This window comes from Xanthobacter oligotrophicus (assembly GCF_008364685.1).
GTDB lineage: Bacteria > Pseudomonadota > Alphaproteobacteria > Rhizobiales > Xanthobacteraceae > Xanthobacter > Xanthobacter oligotrophicus.
The window spans coordinates 64583-90924 of sequence record NZ_VTTL01000009.1 but is presented as its reverse complement, the minus strand read 5'-3'; the positions used below and the strand labels follow the sequence as shown (position 1 = coordinate 90924).

Annotated in this window: 28 protein-coding genes and 1 tRNA gene; 22 read left to right on the top strand and 7 right to left on the bottom strand. The window is 66.3% G+C overall.

Annotated elements, in window-relative coordinates:
• The first annotated feature begins 12 nt into the window (after positions 1–12).
• Positions 13–1308 (top strand): coiled-coil domain-containing protein, encoded by a 1296-nt coding sequence (locus tag FZ033_RS15845; protein WP_149577087.1) that lies wholly within the window; start codon positions 13–15, stop codon positions 1306–1308.
• An 87-nt stretch (positions 1309–1395) separates the two neighbouring features.
• Here the strand turns inward: FZ033_RS15845 and FZ033_RS15840 are convergent, their stop codons facing one another.
• The 3 genes from FZ033_RS15840 to FZ033_RS15835 form a co-directional block, all read right to left on the bottom strand.
• Positions 1396–1959, bottom strand: a complete 564-nt coding sequence (locus tag FZ033_RS15840; RefSeq protein ID WP_188079527.1) for a DUF2865 domain-containing protein — start codon at positions 1957–1959, stop codon at positions 1396–1398.
• Positions 1960–2290: 331 nt separating this feature from the next.
• Positions 2291–2449 (bottom strand): hypothetical protein, encoded by a 159-nt coding sequence (locus FZ033_RS24070; RefSeq protein WP_188079526.1) that lies wholly within the window; start codon positions 2447–2449, stop codon positions 2291–2293.
• Between the two features lie 165 nt (positions 2450–2614).
• A complete protein-coding gene (locus FZ033_RS15835; protein ID WP_149577085.1) occupies positions 2615–2914 on the bottom strand; it encodes a hypothetical protein in 300 nt (99 codons plus the stop codon).
• Positions 2915–3169: 255 nt separating this feature from the next.
• Between FZ033_RS15835 and FZ033_RS15830 the strand changes: the two genes are divergently transcribed.
• The 6 genes from FZ033_RS15830 to FZ033_RS15805 all read left to right on the top strand — a co-directional run bounded on the left by FZ033_RS15830 (position 3170) and on the right by FZ033_RS15805 (position 10628).
• Positions 3170–4099, top strand: coding sequence for a LysR family transcriptional regulator (locus FZ033_RS15830; RefSeq protein ID WP_012115457.1), 930 nt, complete (start codon positions 3170–3172; stop codon positions 4097–4099).
• 270 nt (positions 4100–4369) lie between these two features.
• Positions 4370–4864, top strand: a complete 495-nt coding sequence (locus tag FZ033_RS15825) for a formate dehydrogenase subunit gamma (RefSeq protein WP_149577084.1) — start codon at positions 4370–4372, stop codon at positions 4862–4864.
• Positions 4864–6426, top strand: a complete 1563-nt coding sequence (locus FZ033_RS15820) for a formate dehydrogenase beta subunit (RefSeq protein WP_149577083.1) — start codon at positions 4864–4866, stop codon at positions 6424–6426. Before FZ033_RS15825 ends, FZ033_RS15820 begins: the two co-directional genes overlap by 1 nt.
• A gap of 13 nt (positions 6427–6439) precedes the next feature.
• Positions 6440–9280 (top strand): formate dehydrogenase subunit alpha, encoded by a 2841-nt coding sequence (gene fdhF, locus FZ033_RS15815; RefSeq protein ID WP_149577082.1) that lies wholly within the window; start codon positions 6440–6442, stop codon positions 9278–9280.
• A gap of 249 nt (positions 9281–9529) precedes the next feature.
• Entirely contained in the window at positions 9530–10408 is an 879-nt protein-coding gene (fdhD, locus tag FZ033_RS15810; protein ID WP_232847508.1) for a formate dehydrogenase accessory sulfurtransferase FdhD, read from the top strand.
• The gene (locus FZ033_RS15805; RefSeq protein WP_149577081.1) at positions 10398–10628 is read left to right on the top strand and encodes a formate dehydrogenase subunit delta; all 231 of its coding nucleotides are present in this window, start codon (positions 10398–10400) and stop codon (positions 10626–10628) included. Before fdhD ends, FZ033_RS15805 begins: the two co-directional genes overlap by 11 nt.
• 111 nt (positions 10629–10739) lie before the next feature.
• Here the strand turns inward: FZ033_RS15805 and pcaD are convergent, their stop codons facing one another.
• The 3 genes from pcaD to ettA all read right to left on the bottom strand — a co-directional run bounded on the left by pcaD (position 10740) and on the right by ettA (position 14366).
• A complete protein-coding gene (gene pcaD, locus FZ033_RS15800) occupies positions 10740–11516 on the bottom strand; it encodes a 3-oxoadipate enol-lactonase (RefSeq protein ID WP_149577080.1) in 777 nt (258 codons plus the stop codon).
• 330 nt (positions 11517–11846) lie between these two features.
• On the bottom strand, positions 11847–12602 hold the full coding sequence (locus FZ033_RS15795) for a hypothetical protein (protein ID WP_149577079.1): 756 nt from the start codon (positions 12600–12602) through the stop codon (positions 11847–11849).
• Between the two features lie 108 nt (positions 12603–12710).
• Positions 12711–14366, bottom strand: coding sequence for an energy-dependent translational throttle protein EttA (ettA, locus tag FZ033_RS15790; protein WP_149577078.1), 1656 nt, complete (start codon positions 14364–14366; stop codon positions 12711–12713).
• A gap of 114 nt (positions 14367–14480) precedes the next feature.
• On the opposite strand from ettA, the gene FZ033_RS15785 reads away from it, so the two are divergent.
• The 11 genes from FZ033_RS15785 (at position 14481) to FZ033_RS15740 (ending at position 24239) form a co-directional block, all read left to right on the top strand.
• Positions 14481–14969, top strand: a complete 489-nt coding sequence (locus tag FZ033_RS15785) for a cupin domain-containing protein (protein ID WP_149577077.1) — start codon at positions 14481–14483, stop codon at positions 14967–14969.
• Between the two features lie 161 nt (positions 14970–15130).
• Positions 15131–15205: transfer RNA gene (locus FZ033_RS15780), tRNA-Gly, on the top strand.
• A gap of 480 nt (positions 15206–15685) precedes the next feature.
• Positions 15686–16879, top strand: coding sequence for a DUF932 domain-containing protein (locus FZ033_RS15775; RefSeq protein ID WP_149577076.1), 1194 nt, complete (start codon positions 15686–15688; stop codon positions 16877–16879).
• Between the two features lie 166 nt (positions 16880–17045).
• On the top strand, positions 17046–19109 hold the full coding sequence (locus FZ033_RS15770) for a ParB/RepB/Spo0J family partition protein (protein ID WP_149577075.1): 2064 nt from the start codon (positions 17046–17048) through the stop codon (positions 19107–19109).
• Positions 19110–19178: 69 nt separating this feature from the next.
• Entirely contained in the window at positions 19179–20213 is a 1035-nt protein-coding gene (locus FZ033_RS15765; RefSeq protein WP_149577074.1) for a DUF7146 domain-containing protein, read from the top strand.
• Positions 20214–20581: 368 nt separating this feature from the next.
• On the top strand, positions 20582–21508 hold the full coding sequence (locus tag FZ033_RS15760; protein ID WP_149577073.1) for a DUF2493 domain-containing protein: 927 nt from the start codon (positions 20582–20584) through the stop codon (positions 21506–21508).
• An 86-nt stretch (positions 21509–21594) separates the two neighbouring features.
• Entirely contained in the window at positions 21595–21849 is a 255-nt protein-coding gene (locus FZ033_RS15755) for a FitA-like ribbon-helix-helix domain-containing protein (RefSeq protein ID WP_149577072.1), read from the top strand.
• The gene (locus FZ033_RS15750) at positions 21846–22268 is read left to right on the top strand and encodes a type II toxin-antitoxin system VapC family toxin (protein WP_149577071.1); all 423 of its coding nucleotides are present in this window, start codon (positions 21846–21848) and stop codon (positions 22266–22268) included. The genes FZ033_RS15755 and FZ033_RS15750 overlap by 4 nt, the downstream gene beginning before the upstream one ends.
• A 281-nt stretch (positions 22269–22549) precedes the next feature.
• Entirely contained in the window at positions 22550–22717 is a 168-nt protein-coding gene (locus tag FZ033_RS24065; protein WP_188079525.1) for a hypothetical protein, read from the top strand.
• A gap of 123 nt (positions 22718–22840) precedes the next feature.
• On the top strand, positions 22841–23281 hold the full coding sequence (locus FZ033_RS15745) for a hypothetical protein (RefSeq protein WP_149577070.1): 441 nt from the start codon (positions 22841–22843) through the stop codon (positions 23279–23281).
• 631 nt (positions 23282–23912) lie between these two features.
• On the top strand, positions 23913–24239 hold the full coding sequence (locus FZ033_RS15740) for a DUF736 domain-containing protein (protein ID WP_149577069.1): 327 nt from the start codon (positions 23913–23915) through the stop codon (positions 24237–24239).
• A gap of 83 nt (positions 24240–24322) precedes the next feature.
• Here FZ033_RS15740 and FZ033_RS15735 read toward each other — a convergent pair whose 3' ends face one another.
• Positions 24323–24571 (bottom strand): helix-turn-helix domain-containing protein, encoded by a 249-nt coding sequence (locus tag FZ033_RS15735; protein ID WP_149577068.1) that lies wholly within the window; start codon positions 24569–24571, stop codon positions 24323–24325.
• Between the two features lie 248 nt (positions 24572–24819).
• On the opposite strand from FZ033_RS15735, the gene FZ033_RS15730 reads away from it, so the two are divergent.
• The 4 genes from FZ033_RS15730 (at position 24820) to FZ033_RS15720 (ending at position 26341) form a co-directional block, all read left to right on the top strand.
• Positions 24820–25086 carry a DNA -binding domain-containing protein gene (locus tag FZ033_RS15730; RefSeq protein ID WP_149577236.1) on the top strand — a complete coding sequence of 89 codons (267 nt, stop codon included), beginning with the start codon at positions 24820–24822 and terminating at the stop codon, positions 25084–25086.
• Positions 25087–25204: 118 nt separating this feature from the next.
• Positions 25205–25546 (top strand): transcriptional regulator domain-containing protein, encoded by a 342-nt coding sequence (locus FZ033_RS24360; RefSeq protein WP_232847507.1) that lies wholly within the window; start codon positions 25205–25207, stop codon positions 25544–25546.
• Positions 25455–25937, top strand: coding sequence for a DUF2285 domain-containing protein (locus FZ033_RS15725; RefSeq protein ID WP_232847533.1), 483 nt, complete (start codon positions 25455–25457; stop codon positions 25935–25937). The genes FZ033_RS24360 and FZ033_RS15725 overlap by 92 nt, the downstream gene beginning before the upstream one ends.
• 122 nt (positions 25938–26059) lie before the next feature.
• On the top strand, positions 26060–26341 hold the full coding sequence (locus FZ033_RS15720) for a helix-turn-helix transcriptional regulator (RefSeq protein ID WP_149577067.1): 282 nt from the start codon (positions 26060–26062) through the stop codon (positions 26339–26341).
• Position 26342: the final 1 nt, after the last annotated feature.

The following is a 26342-nucleotide window of genomic DNA, read 5'->3' as shown; positions in this document are numbered from 1 at the left end:
GCGAGTGCGCGCGTGATCGAGCAGATCATGTATTTCACGTTGGGCGTGCTGATTGCGACGCTCGTGGCTCTGCTCGTGCTGCCGGCGGTCTGGCACCGGGCGGTCCGGCTCACCACCAAGCGGGTGGAAGCCGCCGTGCCCATCTCCATCTTCGAGGTGCAGGCCGACAAGGACCAGCAGCGCGCCTTCTTCGCCCTCAACCAACGCCGGCTGGAACTCCAGACCGATGCCATGCGCGAGACCATCACCGCGCATGCCGCCACCATCGAGACCCAGCGCCAGCGCACCTTCGCGCTTGAAACCGAGCTGAAGGCGCTTCAGGCCCAGTACCATCTCGCCACGGCCACAGGCGCCGAGCGTGACGTGCTGCTGGGCGAGATCCAGGACCAGTTGGCCGACCGCACCGCGACCGTCGCCCGGCTGGAGGAGGAGCTTACCGCGCGGACCTCCGCCCTCACGGCGCTGGAGGCGGCGCACCGCACCCTGGAAACCGACGCGCAGGCCCTCGCCGCCACCCTGGCGACGCGCGAGGCCACCCTGGTAAGCGAGCGCGAACGCATCGCCGCGCTGGAGAAGGATACGGCCGACCTGCGCAGCCGCCTCGCCGACACCACGCGTCGGCTGGAGGAGACCTCCGCCGCGCTTGAATCCGAACGCACCGCTGCCGCCGAGGCCAAGACCGTGGCTGCGGAAGCGGCGACCAGCCTGTCCACGGACCTCGCCGAAATCCAGGCCGCCCTCGCCCTCAAGACCACGGAAAGCGACGGCTGGCGTGAAGCCATCGCCGCCCTGGAGGCGGAACGCGACCGGCTGGCCGGTCTGCTCGCCATCGCCGAGCGCGATCTCGACGCCAACCGTGCCGTCGTCCACGCCTTCGAGCAGCGGCGCGCCAGCGAATTCGTCGCCGCCGAGGTGGAAAACCGCCGCCTTGCCGACACGCTGCACATGCTCAAGGCCGACCATGCGCTGATGGAAGAGGCGATCCAGCGCGCGCCCCGCGAAGCCGAGGCCACACCGTTGCTTGCGCCCGAAGGGCTCGATGCCGTACGCGACGGCGTCACCGAGGTGGCGGCGAAGCTTGCTGCCCTGACCGCCAAGCTGGAAGGCCCCGGCTCGCCGGTGCGCAGGCTGGTGGCCGATGATGCGACAGGCGAACTCGCCGCGCGCATCCGCGCCCTTCTGGACCAGGACGAGGACACCGCGCAGGAAGCCGAGGTTACCGGCGACGCTTCAGCTGAGGCGCCCGCCGCCGCCCCCGCTGCGGCCAAGCGCACTGCCGCAAAACGCGGTCGCGCCGTCGCCGGCTGATCCTCGGCGCTTCCTGTCAGAAGATCAAAGGCGGCTCCCACCTAACGGGAAGAGCGTTTTCCCGATCGCTCTTGAGAGCACCGCGCTCTATCGCGACGCCACCTCCAGTTCCGAGAGGCGGGCCCGCATGTCGCGCGACAGCTCTGGGAACCGCGCGGGCTCGACGAAGTCGGCCTCCCGATAGGGCGGTCCCTTGCGGCCGCCGGTGAAGACACGGCTGCCCTCCTCCGTCATGACCACGTCGCCGCGCCGGAGCGTGGGGTCGTTCATCACGTCGATCCGGTTGAGGCCGCCGATGCGGCTGCCTGCCGTGCAGGTGCAGCCCTCCACCAGGCGCTGACGATAGACGAAGGCGTTGGGCAGCTCCGAATAGGCTTTCCCGCTGCGCGAAACGGCCGCGTCGATGCCCTTCGTACTGTCGGACGAGGTGTAGATGGCCATCTTCGCCGCCGGGCAGAAGGCGTTGCACTGGGCAAGCGCACCCTCCTCCGCCGCCTTGCCCTGGAGCGGGAAATAGCGCCCATCGCAGGTGCGCACGCAATAGGCCACGCCCGAGCCCCAGCTGGCGGTGGACGAGCCCTCGCCGCGAACCCGAGGCGTTATGACGATGCGCGGCCGCTCGGGCGTTTCGACGCGTGCGTGCGGTCTCATGCCGCCGAACAGCATCGAGAAGAAATTTCCGGGAGACGCCTGCGGCGCCACCGGAAAAAATCCGCCTCGCGACTGCGCGCGCGCCCCTGCGCCCCCCAGGGCGACGGCCGCGAGGAAGCCCGATGCGAAAAGGATGGCGTGCCACATCGCCGGCCGGCCGGTCAGGGCCGCGCCACTGTGCTGTCGTCCCAAGGTGAACCTCCCGCGCCCGCCGCCCCGCGCGACGCGGCCGTCGTCAGTGCCCGAAAGCCCGGCACGCAGAAGCCTTTCCAACGCCGATCAAGGCGCAGGGCAGCTTTCGAGCCGAAATGGAAACCGCCACAGGAGGGCGTCAAGCGAACGCGGAAACCGTATGCAACGGTCGCGGCACCACTGTCGGATGTTCCTGCGGATGGGTCAGGAACGCGAGCGTGGGCGTCGCCAGAAGAACGGCGGCGAACAACATGGCCACAAGCGAGATCAGAACCGAACCATGAGCCAAGCCAGGCATGGCAGGACTCCCCTTCTTCCCCAGATCCTCGGCCTTCGGTCCGCCGCGCCGTCGCCGAGCTTTAAGATAACGTTAAAAGCTTGCCTGTGGCTCCGGCGTCACAGTTCACGTTCTCGCGAGCATGGTTGCAATGCGGAAAATCTTCACTCTGGTACCACCGAAGAGCTACCGGCACACCTGCTGCCAGTGCGACTGGCCCTGAGGACCGATTCGGCGGGTCCAGAAGCAGTTCGGGCGCGGGGGCGGACCCCAGCTTTGGGCATAGATGGGAACGCGCACGTTCGAGCGGGGCCGCCACACGCAGCGGCCATAGGTGCACACCCAGCGCACCTGCTGGGGCGCCGCTTCCGGCTGCCCGGCCGCGAGCGCGGTGCCGGGGTTCAGCAGCGAAGCCGCCTGCCCGCCGCCGGCGGCGAGGAGGACGGCACCGACGCCGAGAGACAGCGCCATCAGCATGCACTTCATGAAACACCTCTTCTGCCGGCAGCCCGGCCCTCGACTGATACCGCGCGGATTGGCCCCGCACCACGAGAGCCGGGGTGGGATATATCCCAGTCCGTCGGGCGCAAAACGCCCGCTGCGCCTTCCCTGCCCGTCTACCGTCGTCGGCCGCAAATGCAAGCGCGCCCATCCGGCCTCGGCTGTTCCATGGCGCCGCGCGCTGCGCTGCGGCAACACAGCCGCCTTGCGCGGCACCCCTCCTCTCCATGATATGGGCCCATGATCGACAAGCTCGAATACCTGATCGCCCTCGCCCGGGAACGTCACTTCGGCCGCGCCGGTGAAGCCTGCGGAGTGACGCAGCCCACCCTTTCCGCCGGAATCAAGCAGCTGGAGGACACGCTGGGCGTGCTGCTGGTGCAGCGCGGCTCGCGCTTCATGGGCTTCACACCCGAGGGCGAGCGCACGCTGGAATGGGCGCGGCGGATCGTGGCCGATTCGCGGGCCATGCGTCAGGACATCGATGCGCTCAAGCGCGGCCTTGCCGGCCCGCTGCGCATCGCGGCCATCCCGACCGCTTTGCCCATGGTGGCGGCGCTGACCACTCCCTTCCGCGCGCGCCACCCGGACGTGCGCTTCACGGTGATCTCCCGCACCTCCATCGAGATCCTGAACCATCTCGAAAACCTGGAGATCGACGCCGGCCTCACCTACCTCGACAACGAACCGCTGGGCCGGGTCAACACGGTGCCGCTCTATCGCGAGCGCTACCGGCTCGTCACCTCGCCCCAGTCCCGCTACGGCGAGCGCGACGCAGTGACCTGGGCCGAGGTGGCCGAGCTTCAGCTCGCTCTGCTCACCCCCGACATGCAGAACCGCCGCATCGTGGACAATCTGCTCGCTGCCGCCGGCGCCAGCCACAAGCCGACGCTCGAATCCAATTCCATGATCGTGCTGTTCACCCACGTGCGCACCGGCCTGTGGGCGAGCGTGATGCCGGCCATGCTGGCGGATTCGCTGGGGCTCACCTCAGTGGTGCGGTCCATTCCCATCGTGGAGCCGGACATCTCCCACTCCATCGGCCTGGTGGTGCCCCACCGCGAGCCGACCACGCCCATCACCGCCGCCCTGGTCGCTGAAGCCCGGCGCATCGCGCCCAAGCTGGAGCAGAGCGGCATCGCCGATCCGGCCATTGCTGCAATGCAATAAATCCGATGGGGCCGACCGCGGCTCCGCGGCCCCGTACATAGAAAAACACGATCAATATACCAAGAACCATCCCAGACAGACGCGATTGACGCAGCGCGGAGCGTTTCATTCAGACGAAGCGCCACGCCTTACCTCCGTCTTTCATAGAGATGTTCTATTGCAACATCCCACAGCTGGCTTGATCAGGGGGCCGGGTGTGACACACTTTCCCATAAGCAAGACGAAGCGGCGGCAATGCGCCCTCACGGCTTTTGGGAAAGCGAGACGTCCATGGCGGTCTATGAGGATTGGAGCACTGAGCGCGCAGCGCAGGTGATCTCCGAGAACCGGCATCTCGAAGGGGCCACCATGCCCATCCTGCATGCCCTGCAGGAGACGTTCGGCTTCGTGCCGGACCCGGCGGTGCCCATGATCGCCGAAAGCCTCAACCTCTCGCGCGCCGAGGTCTATGGCGTTCTCACCTTCTATCACGACTTCCGGCGCGAGGCGCCCGGACGCCACGTGGTGAAGCTGTGCGCCGCCGAGGCCTGCCAGTCCGTGGGCGGCAAGGCACTCGCCCACTATGCCGAGGAAAAGCTTGGCGTGGACATGGGTTCAACCTCCCCCGACGGGCGGGTGACCCTGGAGCCCATCTATTGCCTGGGCCTGTGCGCCTGCGCTCCGTCCGCCCTTGTGGACGGCCAGCTCGTGGGTCGGCTTGACCGCGATGCCATCGACGAAATCGCCGACTGCTTCGCCAACGGCAAGAGCTTCGGAGACGCCTGATGAAATCCCCCCGCATCTTCGTCCCGAACGACGCCACTGCGGTGGCCTGCGGCGCCGACCGCGTCGCCCGCAAGCTGGAAGCTGGGCTGCTGGCCCGCGGCATCACTGCCGACATCACCCGCAACGGTTCGCGCGGCCTGTTCTGGCTGGAACCCCTCATCGAGGTTGAGACCGAGCGCGGCCGCGTCGGCTACGGCCCGGTGAAGCCCTCCGACGTGGAAGACCTGCTCCATGCCGGCATCCTCCATGGCGCCGACCATCCCCTGTGCGTGGGCGTGGTGGAGGAGATCCCGTATCTCAAGAAGCAGACGCGGCTCACCTTCGCCCGCATCGGCATCATCGATCCGCTCTCGCTCACCGACTACAAGGCCCATGGCGGCTATCGCGGACTGGAGCGGGCCATCACGCTCGGCCCGTCGGCCACGGTGGAAGAGGTGGTGGAAAGCGGCCTGCGCGGGCGCGGCGGCGCGGGCTTTCCCACCGGCATCAAGTGGCGCACGGTGGCCGCGGCTCCGGCCGACCAGCGCTACATCGTCTGCAATGCGGACGAGGGCGACAGCGGCACCTTCGCCGACCGCCTGATCATGGAGGCGGACCCGTTCTGCCTCATCGAGGGCATGACCATCGCCGGCCTCGCGGTGGGGGCCACCAAGGGCTACGTCTACTCGCGCTCCGAATATCCCCTCGCCTTCGTGGTGATGGAAAAGGCCATCGAGAAGGCGCGCGAGGCCGGCCTTCTGGGCGACAACATCCTCGGCTCGGGCCTGTCGTTCGACATGGAAATGCGCATGGGCGCCGGCGCCTATGTGTGCGGCGAGGAAACCGCCCTACTGGAAAGCCTTGAGGGCAAGCGCGGGCTGGTGCGCGCCAAGCCGCCGCTGCCGGCCCACAAGGGCCTGTTCCAGAAGCCCACCGTCATCAACAATCTGGTGTCGCTCGCCACCGTACCGGTGATCCTGGACAAGGGCGGCAAGTATTACCGCGACTTCGGCATGGGCCGTTCGCGCGGCACCATGCCGATCCAGATCGCCGGCAACATCAAGTTCGGTGGCCTGTTCGAGACCGCCTTCGGCATCCCGCTGGGCGAGCTGGTCTATGACATCGGCGGCGGCACGGCCTCCGGCCGTCCTGTGAAGGCGGTGCAGGCCGGCGGCCCGCTGGGCGCCTACCTGCCCACCCACCAGTTCGACACCCCGTTCGACTACGAGGCCTTCACCGCCAAGGACGCGCTCATCGGCCATGGCGGCCTGGTGGTGTTCGACGACACGGCGGACCTTGCCGACATGGCCCGCTTCGCCATGGAATTCTGCGCCCACGAGAGCTGCGGCAAGTGCACGCCCTGCCGCATCGGCTCGACCCGGGGCGTCGAGACCCTCGACAAGGTGATCGCCGGCGAGAAGCGCGAGCAGAATCTCGCCCTGCTCACGGACCTTTGCCACACCATGAAGCTTGGTTCCCTGTGCGCGCTGGGCGGCTTCACGCCCTACCCGGTGCTGAGCGCGCTCAATCATTTCCCGGAAGACTTCGGCGTCGCGCCGAAGCTGCCGGCCGCCGCAGAATAATTGGAGGAACACCATGTCCCTCGTTCACGAAATCGACTACGGCACGCCGGCTTCCAAGTCGCAGAAGCTTGTCACCCTCACCATCGACGGCATGAGCATCACGGTGCCCGAGGGCACCTCCATCATGCGGGCCGCCATGGAGGCGGGGAACCAGATCCCGAAGCTCTGCGCCACCGACATGCTGGACAGCTTCGGCTCGTGCCGGCTCTGCCTCATCGAGATCGAAGGCCGCAACGGCACTCCGGCCTCGTGCACCACGCCGGTGGCCGAAGGCATCGTGGTCAAGACCCAGACCGAGCGGCTGAAGCAGATCCGCAAGGGGGTGATGGAGCTCTACATCTCCGACCACCCGCTGGACTGCCTCACCTGCTCCGCCAACGGCGACTGCGAACTGCAGGACATGGCCGGCGTGGTGGGCCTGCGCGACGTGCGCTACGGCTACGAGGGCGAGAACCACACCAAGCTCGGCAAGGATGAGTCCAACCCCTACTTCACCTACGAGCAGTCGAAGTGCATCGTCTGCAACCGGTGCGTTCGGGCCTGCGAGGAAGTGCAGGGCACGTTTGCGCTCACCATCTCCGGCCGCGGCTTCGGCTCGCGGGTTTCGCCGGGCATGGACGAGCCCTTCCTCACCTCGGAATGCGTCTCCTGCGGCGCCTGCGTGCAGGCCTGCCCCACCGCGACGCTGAACGAGAAGGCCATGTACGACATCGGCACCCCCGAGCATTCGGTGGTGACCACCTGCGCCTATTGCGGCGTGGGCTGCACCTTCAAGGCCGAGATGCGCGGCGACGAGCTGGTGCGCATGGTGCCCTACAAGGACGGCAAGGCGAACCGCGGGCATTCCTGCGTCAAAGGCCGCTTCGCCTATGGCTACGCCGTCCACCAGGACCGCATCCTGAAGCCCATGATCCGCTCCTCCATCCACGAGCCGTGGCAGGAAGTGACCTATGAGGAGGCCATCGCCTACGCTGCCTCCGAGTTCAAGCGGATCCAGGAGAAGTACGGCAAGCGCGCCGTGGGCGGCATCACCTCCTCGCGCTGCACCAACGAGGAGACCTACCTGGTCCAGAAGCTGATCCGCGGCGGCTTCGGCAACAACAACGTGGACACCTGCGCCCGCGTCTGCCACTCGCCCACCGGCTACGGCCTCTCCCAGACCTACGGCACCTCCGCCGGCACCCAGGACTTCGACAGCGTCGAGGAGACGGACGTCGTCCTGATCATCGGTGCCAATCCCACCGACGGCCACCCGGTGTTCGGCTCCCGCCTCAAGAAGCGGCTGCGCGAGGGCGCCAAGCTGATCGTGGTGGACCCGCGCCGCACCGATATCGTGCGCTCGCCCCATGTCGAGGCGTCCTACCACCTGCCGCTCAAGCCCGGCACCAACGTCGCCATCGTCACGGCGCTGGCCCACGTGATCGTCACCGAGGGGCTGGTGAACGAGCAGTTCGTGCGCGAGCGCTGCGACTGGGACGAGTTCCAGGACTGGGCCGCCTTCGTCGCCGACGAACGCCACTCGCCGGAAGCGGTCGAGAAGTACACCGGCGTCGATCCGGCCCTGGTGCGCGGCGCGGCCCGGCTCTATGCCACCGGCGGCAACGGGTCGATCTATTACGGCCTCGGCGTCACCGAGCATTCGCAGGGCTCCACCACGGTGATGGCCATCGCCAACCTCGCCATGGCCACGGGCAACGTGGGCCGCAACGGCGTGGGCGTGAACCCGCTGCGCGGCCAGAACAACGTGCAGGGCTCCTGCGACATGGGCTCGTTCCCCCACGAGCTGCCGGGCTATCGCCACGTCTCCGACGACGCCACCCGCTCGACCTTCGAGGCGCTGTGGGGCGTGCCGCTGGACGACGAGCCGGGCCTGCGCATTCCCAACATGTTCGACGCGGCGGTGGATGGCACGTTCAAGGGCCTCTACGTGCAGGGCGAGGACATCCTCCAGTCCGACCCCGACACCAAGCACGTCTCGGCGGGCCTTGCGGGCCTCGAATGCCTGATCGTGCAGGACCTGTTCCTGAACGAGACGGCCAACTACGCCCACGTCTTCCTGCCCGGCTGTTCCTTCCTTGAGAAGGACGGCACCTTCACCAATGCCGAGCGCCGCATCCAGCGCATCCGCAAGGTGATGGCGCCGAAGAACGGCTATGCGGACTGGGAGGTCACCCAGTTGCTTGCCAACGCGCTGGGCTTCCCCATGACCTACACCCACCCCTCGCAGATCATGGACGAGATCGCGGCCCTCACCCCCACCTTCGCGGGCGTGAACTATGCCAAGCTCGACGAACTGGGCTCGGTGCAGTGGCCGTGCAACGACAGCGCGCCGGAAGGCACGCCCATCATGCACATCGGCGGCTTCGTGCGCGGCAAGGGCAAATTCGTCCTCACCGAATACGTGCCCACCGACGAGAAGACCGGGCCGCGCTTCCCGCTGCTGCTCACCACCGGCCGCATCCTCAGCCAGTACAATGTGGGCGCCCAGACCAGGCGCACCGCGAACGTGGCCTGGCATCCGGAGGACGTGCTGGAGATTCACGCCCACGACGCCGAGAACCGCGGCATCCGGGATGGCGATTTCGTGAAGCTGGACAGCCGGGCGGGTTCCACCTCGCTGCGCGCGGTGATCTCGGACCGGGTGGCTCCGGGGGTGGTCTACACCACCTTCCACCATCCGGTGACGCAGGCCAACGTGGTGACCACCGACTATTCCGACTGGGCCACCAACTGCCCGGAATACAAGGTGACCGCCGTGCAGGTCTCGCCCTCCAACGGCCCCACCCAGTGGCAGGAGGACTACGAGAACCTCTCGCGCACCTCCCGCCGCATCGCCGCCGAAGCCGCGGAGTGAGGCCTGCGCTTTCACGCCCCCTCTCCCGCTTGCGGGGAGGGCTGGGGTGGGGGCCACAGGGTGCACAAGCACTTCAAACCGTCATGGCCGGGCTTGACCCGGCCATCCACCTGGTCAGGCCAGGAACACCTTCCGCGCGGTGTCGCAAACGGATCGGCATGACTACAGCAGAAGCTGACGCCCCTCCCCTAAACAGGAAGAGTTCACCCCTTCCGGAACCAGCGTTCCGCTCCCATGTGAAACCTTGAGATGACCGACACGCCCTCCACCTGCGCTCTGTCGCAGGACATCGCCCTCCCCGCCCCGTCTCCGGCGCGGCGGGTGGAGCGTGTGCAGGTGCGCGACGGCACGGTCTCCACCGGCGAACGCGCCGTGCCGGAGGAAGTGCCGGTCGCCCTCACCTTCAACGGCACAACCCACGCTGTGATGATGGCGAGCCCCACGGACATCGCCGATTTCGCCCTCGGCTTCGCCCTAACCGAGGGTATCGTCGCGTCCGCCGCCGAGATCCTCTCCCGCGAGGTGATCGTGGCGGACGAGGGCATCGAGGCCCGCATGTGGATCGCCGAGGAGAAGATGAAGCATCTCTCCGCCCGGCGCCGGACGCTGGCCGGGCCCACGGGCTGCGGCCTGTGCGGGGTGGAGAGCCTTGCCGAGGCGGTGAAGCCGGCGGCGCTGGTGACGGCGGACACCCGCTTCTCCCCGGCGACGCTGCTCGACGCCATGGCGACCCTCGGCCCGCTCCAAAGCCTCAACCATGAAACCCGCGCGGTGCACGCGGCGGCCTATTTCGAGCCCGGCCGCGGCATCCTCGCCTTGGCCGAGGACGTGGGCCGGCACAATGCCCTCGACAAGCTGGTGGGCAAGGCGGCGGAAGCCGGCTTCGACACCGCGCGCGGCCTCCTGCTGCTGACCAGCCGCGTCTCCATCGAGATGGTGCAGAAGGCGGCCGTGCTGGGCGTGGGCGTCATCGCCGCCGTCTCCGCGCCGACCTCGCTGGCCATCCGCACGGCGGAAGCGGCGGGCATTACGCTCTGCGCCATCGTGCGCCAGGACGGTTTCGAGGTTTTCACCCATCCCGGGCGCATCGCCCTCCCCTCACCGGAACGGCAGAACCATGTCGCATAGCACTGCTGAAAAGCTCGTCTACATGGCGAACCAGATCGCCACCGCCTTCTCGGCGCAGAAGCACGACGAGGCCGTGGAGGCCACGCGCATCCACATCCAGAAGTTCTGGGACCCGCGCATGCGCTCCAAGATCGCCGAGCACATCGCCCATGGCGGCGAGGGCCTCTCGCCCATCGCCAAGGAAGCGCTGGAAGGGCTTGAGGCGGCCAAAGCCGCCTGAGCAACGCCCGGGCGGGGGCGCACGCCATGCGCCCTCCTCGACCTGCGGTACCGGATGGGCGACGCCGAAGCGCGCCTTCAATCTGGGGCGTGGACGTCGCCGTCCCGGATGTCAGCCCAGGAAACCGTCCACCGTGCGCACGAACGCCTCCGGCTGCTCGATGGCCGAGAGATGGCCACCCGGCAGCCGCGCCAGCTTCGCGCCGGGGATGGCGGCGGCGATGGCCTCGCCCCAGGCCGGCGGCGTGGAGCGGTCGCCGTCTGAGACGATCACCAGCGTCTGGGTGCGCACGGCCTTGAGATCGTGGCGGAAATCCATGTCGCGCATGGCGGCGCTGGTGCCCATGTAGCCGGCGGGGCTTGTGCCCGTCACCATGGCCCGCACCGAGGCCACCCGCGCCGGCGCCGTGGCGCGGTAATCCGGGGTGAACCAGCTGTCGATGACGGAATCGGCGATGGGCTCCACGCCGTCGCGGCGCACCGCCTTGATGCGCTGGTCCCAGAAGCGGGGCGGCCCGGCATGGGCGGTGGTGTTGGAGAGCACCAGCCGCGTCAGGCGCTGGGGCGCATTCAGCGCCAGCCACTGCCCCACCATGCCGCCCAGCGACAGGCCGCAGAAATCGGCGTGCGCGAGGCCCAGCCGGTCGAGGATCGCCAGCACATCGCGGCCAAGGTCGCCCATGGCATAGACCTGGTCGGGCGCGGCGCTCGCCCCATGGCCGCGGGCGTCATAGCGGATGACCCGCCGGGTGCGGGCGAACAGCGGCACCACCTCGTCCCACATATTCAGCGTGCAGCCAAGGGAATGGGACAGCACAAGGGGCGGCGCCCCCTCCGGCCCCGAAACCTCCACCTGGAAACGCTCCCCGGACAGATCGATGAGCGGCACCGCACACCCCTTCTGGATTCAATATGCCAGAGAAGGTGTAGCGCGTTTGGGGGGCGGTGCAAGGGGGGAGAGGAAGCGGATTATCTCGACGTCGCCAAGGGCGAACGGATGGGCTTGCGCAATCTGAAGCCCTCGACGAAATCCTGCGCCTGCAGGTCTCGTTGCTGGAGGGGATCAAGATGAGGGCGAATAAGACGGAAGCGCCCTATTGATCCCTCATCAAGGCTTAAGGAAAAAGTGTGGTGCGCTACAGACCTTATCGACAATCCAAACTGTGAGGTCAAATTTCTAGCATCGATTGAACAGCGACCCTCCCTCAAACCATTCAGCTTAAAAAGGGATCTCATCATCCAAGGCGTCAGGTGATCGCCGCACTGATGTCTCAGTTTTTATTCTAGGAGGTGAAAGCGCCTTCATAGGCTCAGTAGAAACTAATTGGCGTTCACTGTCTTCAGTCGCTTTTGCCTCGCCAACCGCTTGGATGACGTTGTTCACCAATTTGAATGTAATTTCCGTTGACGCCCACAAGGCACCCGGAACGGCAGCAACAGCAACTATAACGCGGGTCAATTCCAACAGCGTGAGACGATTTTTCTCTAATTCCCGCTCAAATTTTGCAAGCTTGTCCAGCAAAGCAGATCGCCGAGCATCGCCGATCTCCGCCTTCTCCACCTCAGATTTCAATGCTGCAACATAAGACCGAATTCTGTCTTTCACAGACAGTGGTATATTTACAGAATCGCGCTTGCCCCGCATCGAATTTCCGACAGCAATTTGCGCGATATAAAAATCAAGATCAGCTTTAAATTGCTGATGTTCTTTGGTACCGAAATCTGCAATTTTTGGCATCTCCATTGAACAAAATGGTTCAATGCCGAAACGCCTACCAACAGCAACGACAACATTCATGAAGCCATGGCGAGCCTCGTTTAGCAACTCCCAGTCACTACTATCGTTCAGATCAAGCCCCCGCTGCCTTTCTGCCAGCCTGCCCTGCGCAAGACTGGCAAAAAGGACAAACGCTGCCTCGGGATCATCCGGCAGCTCATCGAGTTCGTCTTGAGTGATAAAATCGAAAAAATTCATTGCTTTTACATAGCGCAGCGCAGGGATTCATTCCAACTCAAATAGCTTGAGCCGGGCCGCCTCTGATAACAAGGGCCTCGGATCGAGTGATCCGAGGCCCTCCCCCCCTCACCTCGAAAACTTCTTGTACTGGATGCGCTTCGGGATGACTGAGTCGATCCCTAGGCGGCGCTTCTTGTCTTCCTCGTAGTCGGCGAAGTTGCCCTCGAACCATTCCACGTGGCTGTCGCCCTCGAAGGCCAGCATGTGGGTGGCGATGCGGTCCAGGAAGAAGCGATCATGGGAGATGATGACGGCGCAGCCGGCATAATCCTCCAGCGCCTCTTCCAGGGCGCGCAGGGTTTCCACGTCGAGGTCGTTGGTGGGCTCGTCGAGGAGCAGCACGTTGCCGCCGCGCTGGAGCACCTTGGCCAGGTGCACGCGGTTGCGCTCGCCGCCCGAGAGCATGCCCACCTTCTTCTGCTGGTCGCCGCCCTTGAAGTTGAAGGCCGCGCAATAGGCGCGCGAGGGGATCTCCTTCTTGCCGACGTAGATCACCTCGTTGCCGTCGGAGATTTCCTCCCACACGGTCTTCTTGTCATCCAGCGCGTCGCGGCTCTGGTCCACATAGCCGAGCTTCACGCTCTCGCCGATCTCGATGGTGCCGCCGTCCGGCGTCTCCTGCCCGGTGATCATGCGGAACAGCGTGGTCTTGCCCGCGCCGTTCGGCCCGATGACGCCCACGATGCCGCCCGGCGGCAGCTTGAACGACAGGTCGTCGATCAGCAGCTTGTCGCCAAACGACTTGCTGAGATGATCGAAGGCGATGACGTTCTGCCCGAGGCGCTCGGCCACCGGGATGACGATCTGCGTGGCCGAGGGCTGCCGCTCGGACGCCTTCTGCACCAGGTCGTCATAGCGCTGGATGCGGGCCTTGTTCTTGGCCTGCCGGGCCTTGGGGCTGGCGCCGATCCACTCCTGCTCGCGGGCAAGCGCGCGCTGGCGGGCCTCGTCCTCGCGGCCCTCCTGCTGCAGGCGCTTCTGCTTCTGGCCGAGCCAGGAGGAATAATTGCCCTCGTAGGGAATGCCACGGCCGCGGTCCAGCTCCAGGATCCAGCCGGTGACATTGTCGAGGAAGTAGCGATCGTGGGTCACGATCAGGATGGCGCCGGGATAGGCTCGCAGATGGCCTTCCAGCCAGTTCACCGTCTCGGCGTCCAGATGGTTGGTGGGCTCGTCGAGCAGCAGCAGCTCGGGTTGCTCCAGCAGCAGGCGGCACAGGGCCACGCGGCGCCGCTCGCCGCCGGAGAGGCGGGTCACCTCCCAGTCGTCCGGCGGGCAGCCCAGCGCGTTCATGGCCTGCTCCACCTTGCTGTCGAGATCCCACAGGCCCTGGGCCTCGATCTCGTCCTGCAGCTGGGTCATCTCGTCGGCGGTCTCGTCCGAGTAGTTCATGGCGAGCTCGTTGTAGCGCTCCATGATGGCCTTCTGCTTGGCCACGCCGTCCTCGACATTCTGGCGGACGGTCTTCTCGGGATCGAGGTGGGGCTCCTGCGGCAGGTAGCCCACGCGCACGCCCTCGGCCGGGCGCGCCTCGCCGGTGAAATCCTTGTCCATGCCGGCCATGATGCGCAGCAGGGTCGACTTGCCGGCACCGTTGTTGCCGAGCACGCCGATCTTGGCGTCCGGGTAGAAAGACAGGTGCACGTTGTCGAGCACCTTCTTGCCGCCCGGATAGGCCTTGGTCATGCCGTGCATGTGGTAGGCATACTGATAGGGCGCCATGAGCCGCCGTCTCCTGAAAAGGGATGCGTTGAGTTGGCGCCGTTCTAGCCCCCGCGCGGCGGCGCGGCAAGGGAATGGGGCCCCGCGCGGGGCCTCGGCGACAGGGAGGACAAGATGGGTACGGATCATTCCCACGACGATGGACACGGCAAGACCGACTGGCGCATGCACGGGGTGAAGGTGATCCCCGGCGACAGCCTCGATCCCAACACCGCCCAGACCCCTGGCATGAACCGCGCCGCCGCCATCAACCGGGCGCGGGCCGGGGCGGAGAAGATCTGGGCCGGCACGGTGCACATCCATCCGGATGCCAAGACCGGGGCGCACCATCACGGCGACCTGGAGAGCATCATCTACGTGGTGAAGGGCCGCGCGCGCATGCGCTGGGGCGAGCACCTGGAATATGTGGCCGAGGCCGGCCCCGGCGACTTCATCTTCGTGCCGCCCTACGTGCCCCACCAGGAGATCAACGCCTCCCCCGACGAGACTCTGGAGTGCGTGCTGGTGCGCTCCGGCCAGGATCCGGTGGTGGTGAATCTCGACATCGAGCCGGCGGAGAAGCCCGAGGCGGTGAAGTGGATCGACCCTATCCACCGCGAGTGATTTTTCATAACCATCTATGATCACTTGTATTTTCTGGAGTTGGGACGCCTCCTGCGCGAAGCCTGTGGACAAGTTGGAGCGACGCCTGTTGCATTCTGCGTGGGGTTTTGGCATACGAACTCACCGCGGCGACGCACTGAGGTGCCGCCAGCGAGATGGATGCGGGTGTAGCTCAGGGGTAGAGCACAACCTTGCCAAGGTTGGGGTCGTGGGTTCGAATCCCATCGCCCGCTCCAAATTTTCCCAAGAAAATCAGATAGTTAGCAAACGCCCTTCGGGGCGTTTTCTGCTTCCAAAGCTTCGCGCTGCGGGCGTTGGAAGCAGAATGGAAGCATCTGCACGAAAGTCGCCGGATAGCATGGCGCGCTGACGGCGCCCTTCCTTCGCCTCTGCCAGACGCGATGCGAGGTCGAAAACGCCGGAAAATGGCCTCTGCGTCACCTGCCCTGTAGTCCCAGAACGCCGGGCGCTCTCAGGCATCGATCCGTCTGGATCTGTGGCCCATCCGAGCCCAGGCGGTCAGCTAGGCGGCTCTGCCAACCAATGACGTCATCTGCCGGTCGTCCAGGAAGCGACGGGAGGGAAGGCTCCGCTCGACGAAACGCATCTCTAGGTACCTCACCGTGCCGATAAGAGTGAGAGGCCGGATGGGATTCCCGTGACGGGTTGATGGCTGGGAGAGAGGCTTCCGGCGCCCGTCATGGAGGTTGGTCCCCATGAACATGCAGGTTCTGGATGCCGGTCGTGATGCCAGCGGCGGCTACAAGGTGGATGTCACGCGCGGCGAGCGGATCGGCCGCGTGTCGTCGGAGTGGTTCTCCCGGCCGGATGATGAGCGGTTCCTGTCGCTCGGCGAACTGGCCGCGATGGTGCGGGGCCGGGCCGATCACAGCCGGTCGCGCCTTGTGGAGACGTCCCGCATCCATGTGGAGGCGAGCCGCTCCAATGCCGAGCGGCTGGCACTGGTGCTGCCCGGGGCGGATGCGCCCGTTGAGCCGAACCATTGGTCCTTCGGCCAGCTCGCGGCCCAGATCGGGGCACCGGCTGCCTATCTGCGCCAGCTTCCCGCCGCGCTGGCCGGCATCAATCTCCAATATGGCCTGACCTCGCACCGCGCCGAGCAGATCAAGACGTTCGAAACCGCCAATGGCCGCGTCGAGCTGCGCGCCGTGACCGGCCCAGACTATGGCCGGATCTATGATCATGAGCTGGTCGAGGCAGTGCAGCGCATCGCCGGCAACGGCACCGGCGATACGCGCTGGAAGGTGCCGGGCGTGCTCGACTGGTCGACTGGCGTCTACAATCCGCGTGTCGACATCACCAGGGATACGACGACGCTCTACGCCTCCGACCGCGACGTCTTCCTGTTCCTCGTGGACGACCTCAACCCGATCGAGGCCGGGCGGCTGCCGGATGGCACGCCGGACCTCTATTTCCGGGGCTTCTATTGCTGGAACTCGGAGGTGGGCGCCAAGACGCTCGGCATCGCGAGCTTCTATCTGCGTGCCGTGTGCCAGAACCGCAATCTCTGGGGTGTCGAGGATTTCCAGGAGATCACCATCCGCCACTCTAAATACGCCGCCTCCCGCTTCGCGCACGAGGCAGCGCCGGCACTCACCCGCTTTGCCAATTCCTCGCCCATGCCCTTCGTCAACGGCATCAAGGCGGCGCGGGCGAAGATCGTCGCGCGCACCGATGAGGACCGCAGCGACTTCCTTCGCAACCGGGGCTTCTCCAGGGCCGAGACCGCCAGAATCATCGATACGGTGCTGGCCGAGGAAGGGCGCAAGCCGGAGAGCATCTTCGACTTCGTGCAGGGTATCACCGCGCTCGCACGCGACAAGCCCCACCAGGATGCCCGGCTCGACCTTGAGGGCCGGGCCAAGAAGCTGCTCGATCGGGCAGCCTGATTTCCCCAAAGCCGGAGATCCGTGTCTCCGGCTTTCCGGTTTTCCGTTTGTGCAGATCTGCGGTTCTGCGGCGTCGCCCTCCAGAGTGAGAGGGCGGCGCTGCGCTTCGTGACGGGTTGGAGGCCGAGAGAGAGGCTCTTGGCCGCCCGTCGCGGAGGTGCCTTCCATGGCGACCAATGTTCAGAAGATCATTCTCTCGCCCTCGCGTGACATCCCCTTCAACAAGCTCCTGCTCAGCCAGTCGAACGTCCGGCGCATCAAGGCCGGGGTTTCGATCGAGGAACTGGCCGAGGACATCGCCCGCCGTGGCCTGCTGCAGGGCCTCAGCGTCCGGCCTGTCGTCGATGGCGCCGGCGTCGAGACCGGCATGTTTGAGATCCCGGCCGGCGGGCGACGCTATCGGGCGCTGGAATTGCTGGTGAAGCAGAAGCGGCTCGCCAGGACCGCGCCGGTGCCTTGCGTCATCCGGGAAGGCGGCATCGCCGAGGAGGATTCGCTCGCCGAGAATGTCCAGCGCGCGCCGCTGCACCCGCTCGACCAGTTCCGCGCCTTTCTGGCGCTGCGCGAGAAGGGGCAGTCCGAGGAAGAGATCGCCGCCGCCTTCTTCGTCTCGGTCGGGGTGGTGAAGCAGCGCCTCAGGCTCGCCTCGGTCTCGCCGGTGCTGTTGGAGGTCTATGCCGAGGACGGCATGACGCTCGAGCAGCTCATGGCCTTCACTGTCTCCGGCGACCATGCGCGCCAGGAGCAGATCTTCGAGCGGCTGAAGATCTCCTATGACAAGCAGCCCTATGCCATCCGTCGCATGCTGACCGAAGGTGCGGTTCGCGCCTGCGACAAGCGCGCCCAGTTCATCGGCCTTGAGGCCTATGTCGAGGCCGGCGGCACCATTCTGCGCGACCTGTTTCAGGGCGACGACGGCGGCTGGCTGCAGGATGTCGCGCTCGTCGACCGGCTGGTGGCCGAGAAGCTCAAGGCCGAGGCGGACGCTGTCGCCGCCGAGGGGTGGAAATGGGTCGAGATGGCCCCTGACTTCGCCTATGGCCACACCTACGGCCTGCGCCAGCTGCGCGGTGAGACCATCCCGCTCACCGCCGAAGAGGAGGCCAGCCGCGACGCCCTGCAGGCGGAATATGATCGCCTCTCCACGGAATACGCCGAGGCGGACGAGTTGCCGGACGATGTCGATGTGCGGCTCGGCGAGATCGAGACGGCGATCGAAGCCTTCGAGGCGCGTCCGATCACCTTCGATCCTCTGGATGTGGCGCGCGCTGGCGCTTTCGTCAGCATCGCCCATGATGGCACGGTCCGCATTGAGCGCGGTTATGTGCGGCCGGAGGACGAACTGCCGGCTGAGCCCGAAGTCGCTGTGGAGGACGCCGGGCCGGGCCTTGCCGCCGCTGCGGCCACGAGGGCGGGCGATGCTGTTACGGCCGAGATGCCGGTGCCCGAACTCGAGGAGGACGAAGGGCTGTCTGCGCTCTCGGACCGGCTGATGACCGAGCTGACCGCGCATCGCACGCTTGGCCTGCGCCAGGCATTGGGTGAGCGGCCCGATGTCGCCTTCCTCGCCGCCCTGCATGCCCTGACGCTAAAGAGCTTCTACCGCTATGGCTCGGACAGCTGCCTTGAACTCGACCTGAAGAGCGTGGCGTTCAGTGCGCAGGCGCCGGGGCTGAACGACAGCGCCTCGGCCGCGGCGATCCACGCCCGGCATGAGGGATGGGCGAATGTCCTGCCGAAGGACTCGGCCGATCTCTGGGAGGCTCTGCACGACTTGGACAGCGACAGCCGCTCCGGCCTGTTCGCTCATGTGGTGAGCCTGTCGGTGAATGCTGTTCATGAGGCCTGGAACCGGCGCCCCCGCGCACTCCACCATGCCGATCAACTCGCCCGCGCCGTTGACCTCGACATGGCGGCGGCCGGTTGGAAGCCGACCGTGGATAATTTCCTCGGCCGGGTCACCAAGGCCCGCATTCTGCTGGCGGTGAGCGAGGCGAAGGGGCTGCGCGCAGCGGAGCGTATCGCGCACCTGAAGAAGGGCGACATGGCCCGCGAGGCCGAAACGTTGCTGGCTGATACCGGCTGGCTGCCGGAACCGCTACGCGGGGCCGAACCGGCAGCCGGCGAAGAAACGGCGGCGCAGGACGGCACAACGGCCATGGGCGAAGACGAAAGCCTTGAGGATACTGAAGACACCACGGACATCCCCCCTGCCGTGGCGGCGGAGTAATCCTCAACACGATCCTGAACCTCGGCCCGCCGGCTCTGTCGGCGGGCCTTTGTTTTTGAAAAGCTCGCCATGTCCGGGATTGCTCACGATCTGTCGCGCCGGCTCGCCGATCGGGCCGAAGCCGTGTGCCGTCACTATCTCTCCAATGGGCGCCGGGAGGGCCGCTACTGGCTCGTCGGCGATGTCCGCAACACACCGGGCCGCTCGCTCTTCGTCCGGCTCCAGGCATCCGCGAAGGGCCCGGCGGGCAAATGGACCGATGCCGCCACCGGCGAACATGGCGATCTTCTCGACGTGATACGTGGCTCCTTGGGCCTCACCGACTTCGCTGATGTTGCCGAGGAAGCGCGAACCTTTCTCAGCCTGCCGCACCCCGAACCGGAGCCCGCAGCGCCTCGTCGCGGCGTCACGCCGGCTCCATCAGGGGCCATCGAAGCGGCGCGCCGGTTGTTCGCCATGTCGCAGCCCATCGCCGGGACCCTCGCAGAGACGTATTTGCGCCGACGCGGCATTACGCTTCTGCACGGAGCCGGAAACCTGCGCTTCCATCCGCGCTGCTACTACAAGCCTGACGACGGTCCGACAGAGACCTGGCCCGCGATGATCGCCGCCGTCACCGATCTCTCCGGCAGGATCACCGGCGTACACCGCACCTGGCTCGCCCCCGACGGTACGGACAAGGCTCCGGTCGACACGCCGCGCAAGGCGATCGGTGATCTGCTTGGGTCGGCCGTCCGCATCGGTGAGCCCAACAGCGTGATGGCAGCGGGCGAAGGCATCGAGACCATGCTGTCGCTCCGGCAGGTCCTGCCGAGCATGGCGATGGCGCCAGCGCTCTCCGCAGCACATCTGGCCGCCATCCTGTTCCCACTGCGGCTGCGGCGACTCTACATCGTTCGCGACAACGATCCGGCGGGAGACGGCGCACGGGACATGCTAATTGAACGGGCGAACGCCGAGGGCATCGAGGCCATTCCATTGTCGCCAGCACTTGGGGACTTCAACGAGGATCTCCAGCGGCTCGGTTTCGATGCGCTCCGGGCGTGCGTTCGGTTGCAACTCGCCCCGGAAGACGTCTTGCGCTTCATGAGCCTGCCCCAATAGCCGGAACGGGCTGAACCGCGAGACGTGGCTGCCATACCCGCAAGGATGCGTCAGCCCACGGAAAGGACCGCGCCTTGCGCCTTCGAGAGGGCGATCGGCCATCAGCCGGGTCGGATCGGCAATGGCTGCCGCCGACGATTTTCCGGCGCGGCCTTCAGGCCGCTTTCCATCGCGAGGCAAAATCGCCGGCTTATCGCCATCCTCCGCTGGCGCTGCGGCCCTGTGCGCTTTTCCGGCATGGTCTTGTCTCGAAATCGGTTCCCACTTTCGGGGACCATGCCAGCGCTCCGGGTGCAGGTCCGTCCCGCCCGACGGCTTCGTCGCCATGAAGGCCGCGAAGGTCGCGGTCCCAACCGACGGAGCATCCCATGAGCGCGCATGACGACCACGAGCCGCACCACGTATCATCTCCGACCGACCACCTGATCCAGGAATTGCAGATCCACGGCCATCGTCCTTCCGAGGACGAACGCGACCAGCGCCCGCCACCGGAGGACCGCCTCATCGAAGGCGCCATCGCCGATATCTTCGACGCCCTGGTCGCCACGATCACCGACACCAGCCTCGATGCCGACCTCCCTGATCTCCTCTGGTCGACCGTCAACATGTTCCACCGCGCCGTGGACCGGATCGAGCAGAAGCTTGACGATAATGAGCAGGCCCAGAAGCAGCTTCAGCGTGAACAGGACGGCTCCGAGGTGAAGTCCCTAGAGCTCGAGCGCCTGATCGACATCGGCATGAACCTGATCGGCCGGCGCGACGGCATGGAAACCTTCCGCGAGGCCGCCGCCGACCGCTACCGTATCGCCAGCGGCTCGCCCTGGACGCCACGGGCCGGATCACGGGTCAACCATCGCCACCTCACCGCATCGCTGATCGACAGCCGGGATTTCCTCGCGGCCAGAAGGCGTGCCGACACTGAGGTGCTTGTGCCCGCAGGGCCAAAGATCGCCTTCTCGGGCGGCGACACCGCCGATCACCGGCAGATCTGGGCCAAGCTCGATCAGATCCACGCCAAGCACCCGGACATGGTGCTGCTGCATGGCGGCTCGCCAAAGGGCGCCGAAAAGATCGCGTCCCTCTGGGCCGACAGCCGCAAGGTGCCGCAGGTGGCCTTCAAGCCTGATTGGACGAAGCACGCCAAGGCCGCTCCCTTCAAGCGCAATGACCAGATGCTGAACGTGGTGCCAATCGGCGTCGTGATCTTCCCCGGCACCGGCATTCAGGACAATCTCGCGGACAAGGCCCGCAAGATGGGCATCCCGGTCTATCGGTTCGGATCCGGCGGCGCCTAAGCGTCGCCGCAACCCTGCATCTTGAATGTGATGGCAATTCCTCTATTTTGCTATCAATGCTATCAGCCTTACTGGGAGGCGCCATCATGCCCGCAGTGACGATCCGCAACCTCTCCGAGGCAACGCACCGTGCCCTCAAGGTGCGCGCGGCCCAGCATGGCCGCAGCACCGAAGCCGAGATGCGCGAGATCCTAGAGACCGCCGTTCGCCCTGACACGCGCCTCCGGCTCGGAACGGCGCTCGCGGAACGCAGCCGCCGGCTGGGGCTGACCAATGAGGATATCGACGCCCTCAGCCCGGCGCGTGACCGGACACCTGCCGAGCCCATGAGCTTCGAATGATCCTTCTCGACACCAATGTCATCTCGGAGGCGATGAAGCCCGCCCCCGACGACGCCGTGCGGGCGTGGCTCGACGAGCAGGCGACCGAGACGCTCTATCTCTCCAGCGTCACGATTGCCGAACTGTTGTATGGCATCGGTGCGCTGCCCGCGGGCAAGCGCAAAGACCGGCTCACCGAAGCCCTGGACGGGGTGATGGAGCTGTTCGCTGACCGCGTCCTGCCGTTCGATGTCGCTGCCGCACGACACTATGCCGACCTCGCGGTCAAGGCGCGCACGGCCGGGAAGGGCTTTCCGACGCCCGACGGCTATATCGCCGCGATCGCAGCCTCCCGGGGCTTCGCTGTGGCCACGCGCGATACCAGCGCCTTCGACGCCGCCGGTGTGGCGGTCATCAATCCGTTTAACGTGGAACGCTGACGGCCTCCCACAGGCAGCACGTGTTGCAACTCGCAGCGCGGCGGAAGCGACCTGCGCTGTAACCCGCCATCAAGGTCTCCTGATCGGACGACCATCCCCGCTTCACGACGCTGATCCTTGGGTCCAGCGATGGCCTGACGCCATCAACCCATGAAGGGTCGGACTACGCTCCGCGTGCCGCCGCTCCGGCTGCGCCTCACGCGGTGATTGCGGCCAACGGCCGGCCCTTTCGGGCGCCTGTCAGCGGGGGATGGACCTCCGCTCGCGCAGGAGCCAGGTCGATGTCCGCCCAGATCGCTCACGCCTTCGCCTTCAGCCTCGCCACCACCCTGATGGCCACCGTCATCATCTTCCGCGCCGGCGACGGCACGCTCTCCGTCACCCCGGCGGCCGAATATGACGGCGACGAAGCCGCCATCGTCCGCGTAATCGACCCGTTCGCCTCTTGAGAGGCGAATAGGCGGCCATTACCGGCGGAGGCGGCGTGCGCTCGTGCTCTGACGCCAACGCCAATCCCGCCGGTGCATCGTGGTGGTGGAGGCGCGTCGATCTGATTTTATGGAGCCGCCCCCATGATCTTCATCGGCATTCTCCTCAGCATGGCGACGATCGCATTCCTCTGCTGGCTGCTCTTCACGCTGGCGGTATTCGCGTTGCCGCTGTTTGCGGGCACCACGGCGGGCACATGGGCCTATGGCACCGGCGCCGGATGGCTCGGCGTTCTTGTTGTCGGCCTTGCCGCCGCTGGCCTGACTTACGGCCTCGGCCAGTTCCTGTTCGCCACCGTCCGCTCGATCTGGGCACGTCTGCTCATCGCTGCCGTGTTCGTCGTCCCGGCTGCGGCGGCAGGCTTCCACGCCACCCATGGCATCGTGAAGCACACCATGCCCTCGCAGACGTGGCAGATGGTGTTTTCGATCATCGGAGCCGGCGTGGTCGGCATTGTAGCCTTCGTGTGCATCACCGAGACGAAGGCGTTCGGCCCTTCTGACGGGCACAGCTCCCCTCCCTGACACCGCGATAGCCGCTCGGCGCACCAGACAGCGAACGGCATATCGTCCGCGTCAACCGGTCGGGCCGGGAGGGAGCGGAGATCCGGCGCGCCGGCTTCGTCCTCCGATGCGGCAAGATTGGTGCGCGTGGAGGATGGCGACCGCGTCGCCGTCGAAAGGCCCCCTGGGGCAGAGCATTCGCGACGTTGGCGGGACGGGGAATGCGCAGCTTGGCCAAGCTCAGGGTATCGTCCGCCGATGTTGGCCGGTCGGGTCTCTATATCCGGCGCGAGGCCAAACCATCTCCCTCATCCATCCGCCCGTGCCCGCTCCAAACGGCCTCTTCAATGGCCTGATCTGGCCGAAGGACGGCTGCGCCTCGAGCGCCTATGCCACAACGGCTGGTCCCGACTTTCTTCCCCTGCCGACGCCCACCCCGCGCGCCGCGCGGGGGCCCCGGATCGCCGTCATTCCTCGCGAAGTAACAAAGTCGCGCCTGCGCCGTCCTCCGCTGCGCTGCGGTCGCAATCCTCACCCCACCGCGCCAGCGCGACGGGGACCCCGAGGCGATGTGGCGTCGCTCGCCTTCGGCCTCCCGATCGCCATCGAGGCCGCAATGGTGCGGGCTCAGAAGACAGGACGGAGACGGAACATGGCCACCATCGGCACCTTCAAGAAGACCGGCACCAACGAGTTCACCGGCGACATCGTGACCCTCGGCGTGCAGGCCCGGGGCGTGCGCATCATCCCCGACACCCGCGCCACCGGCGAGAACGCCCCCAGCCACCGGGTCCTGGTCGGCCGCGCCGAGATCGGGGCCGCTTGGTCCAAGCGCTCCACCGAGGGCCGCGACTATCTGGGCCTCAAGCTCGACGATCCGAGCTTCACCGCCGCCATCTACGCCAACCTCTTCGACGACGAGGACGGCGAGAACTTCTCCCTCATCTGGTCCCGCCCCAACGGGCGCCGCGGGGACTGATGCGCGGACCGCGTCCCCGGCCACCGACGCCGGGGACGCACTCCATCGGCAAGCGGCGAATATTGCGATGGGACAATCGAGCCCTACTTGTCGTCTTCGAGATCGGTCTCGGTCGGGCCTGTAGGCCGACGCAGGAGCAGGTCGGAGGCCTCGACGCCGAGAACCGAGGCGAGCCGCTGCACCACATCGATGCTGGCGTTGTAAACGCACCGCTCGAGCGAGCTGATATAGGTGCGATCAATGTCCGCGAGGTGCGCAAGCTCCTCCTGCGACAGCCCCTTGGCCAGCCGCAAGGCCTTTAGATTGCGCGCGAACACCTCTCGGATCTCCATGGCCGAGAGAGCAGTCGCTTGATGAGTATTTCACCACGGAGTATTCTCTACATCGCGCTCGCCACGGTCTGGCAGCGATCGCTGAGTGCCTCGCATCGTCAGTGCCAAAGAGACCGTGGATCAGGTGTGCGCACCGGCGACGCAGCGTTCGGCTTTATGAGCACGCATGATAGAATGATCCCAAATTGCAGCCCCACGCCGTCGCCGACGGCTTGGTTTGCGACAGAAGAAACGGCAGCCTGCGGGGGATGGACGTGGCCAAGGCGTTTGATGATAAGGCGCCGTCCGGTCAGGAACTGACCGCCTATGACCGCACCCATATCAAGCTCTATATGCGCCTCCTCGACGCGACCACTGAGGGAGCCGACTGGCAGGAAGTTGTGGTCGTCCTGTTCGGGATTGATCCGGCGCAGGAGCCTGCCCGCGCCCGCGCGGTGCATGACAGCCATCTGGAGCGCGCCCGCTGGCTCGCCCAGACAGGCTATCGCGATCTGCTCCCACATCGCGTGAACTGAAGCGCCGCTATCCAGGTGATGCGCGCGACGCATCACCTGTTGCCTGTGAGGTGAGTTCTGCCCGGCGATACAATCTTCAATTGATGCCCCCACGGCATGCACCGTCTGGGAGTCGCTCATGAAGCCCGATACGTCGCGCTGGCGAGACAGTCGGACCTACGACTATTTCGATGATCTCTCGGTGGAGGGATTGGCCTGGGAGTGCCTGAGGCGGGATCCATCCTACCAGCAGGCCTATCGGGAACTTGTGGACGCCGAGAGAGCGGCTGCACCCCTCCCGGCCGAGGCCGAACATCTCTGGGGGTTGCGATGTCCCCGCGAAACCCTCGCTCCCGGCGACCCGTCAGCCGGTCCACTGGTCCCTACGGATCAATCCGGCCATCACCGTCCTCACCGAGCTTCCCGAACATCTGCTGAGCACCAGCACGGCGCTTCACGCTGCACCTGCCGACATACCTGATCATGCGGCGCCGCCGCACCTTCTGCTTTCCGGCGTCGACCTCACCGCATCGATCGCGGCTCTGATCCCTTTTGACGACGATCTGCCCGGCCGTATCGAGGCCCTGAACCGCTTCTGGCATGCGCAGCGTGGGAAGCGGATGCCACCCGACACCCGCATGACCCGCCAGCAGCGCGGGCGCCTGCGGCTGATGCTTCAAGCCTGCGACGGACGAAACCGGGGCGCGAGCTACCGTGACATTGCCGCGGCATTGTTCGGCATCGAGCGGGTCGCGGCCGATCCCTGGAAAACATCGCCGTTGCGCGACCGCGTCATCGGCCTGGTGGAAGGCGGCACCGGCCTGATCGCCGGCGGTTATCTGCGGCTGTTCCGTCATCGCCGCCGGGCGTGACGGGGTGGGGATTTTAGCCCCCCAATCTTCCCCATCCCTCCCGACATTCCTCCTCCGCCACCGTGGTCACCGTCCGCCGCCGCACTCCGGCGGCTCCCGCCACGCCCACGGAGGCCCGCTCCATGCGACCCGATCTCGCCACCCTCCCGCCGCGCTACCTGCGCACCAAGGAAGCCGCCGAGTTTCTCAGCCTGTCGGCCCGCACGCTGGAAAAGCACCGCACCTATGGCACCGGCCCCGCCTATCGCAAGCTGGGCGGACGCGTCGTCTATTCCATTGACGACCTGCAGGCCTGGACGGATCGCGGGGCCGTCACCTCGACCTCCGATCCGCGCGGCACCGTCCTGCCGGCCAAGCGCCATGCGCTTGCCGCTGGTTCGTTGGCCGGCCGCGCCGCGCGCTGAA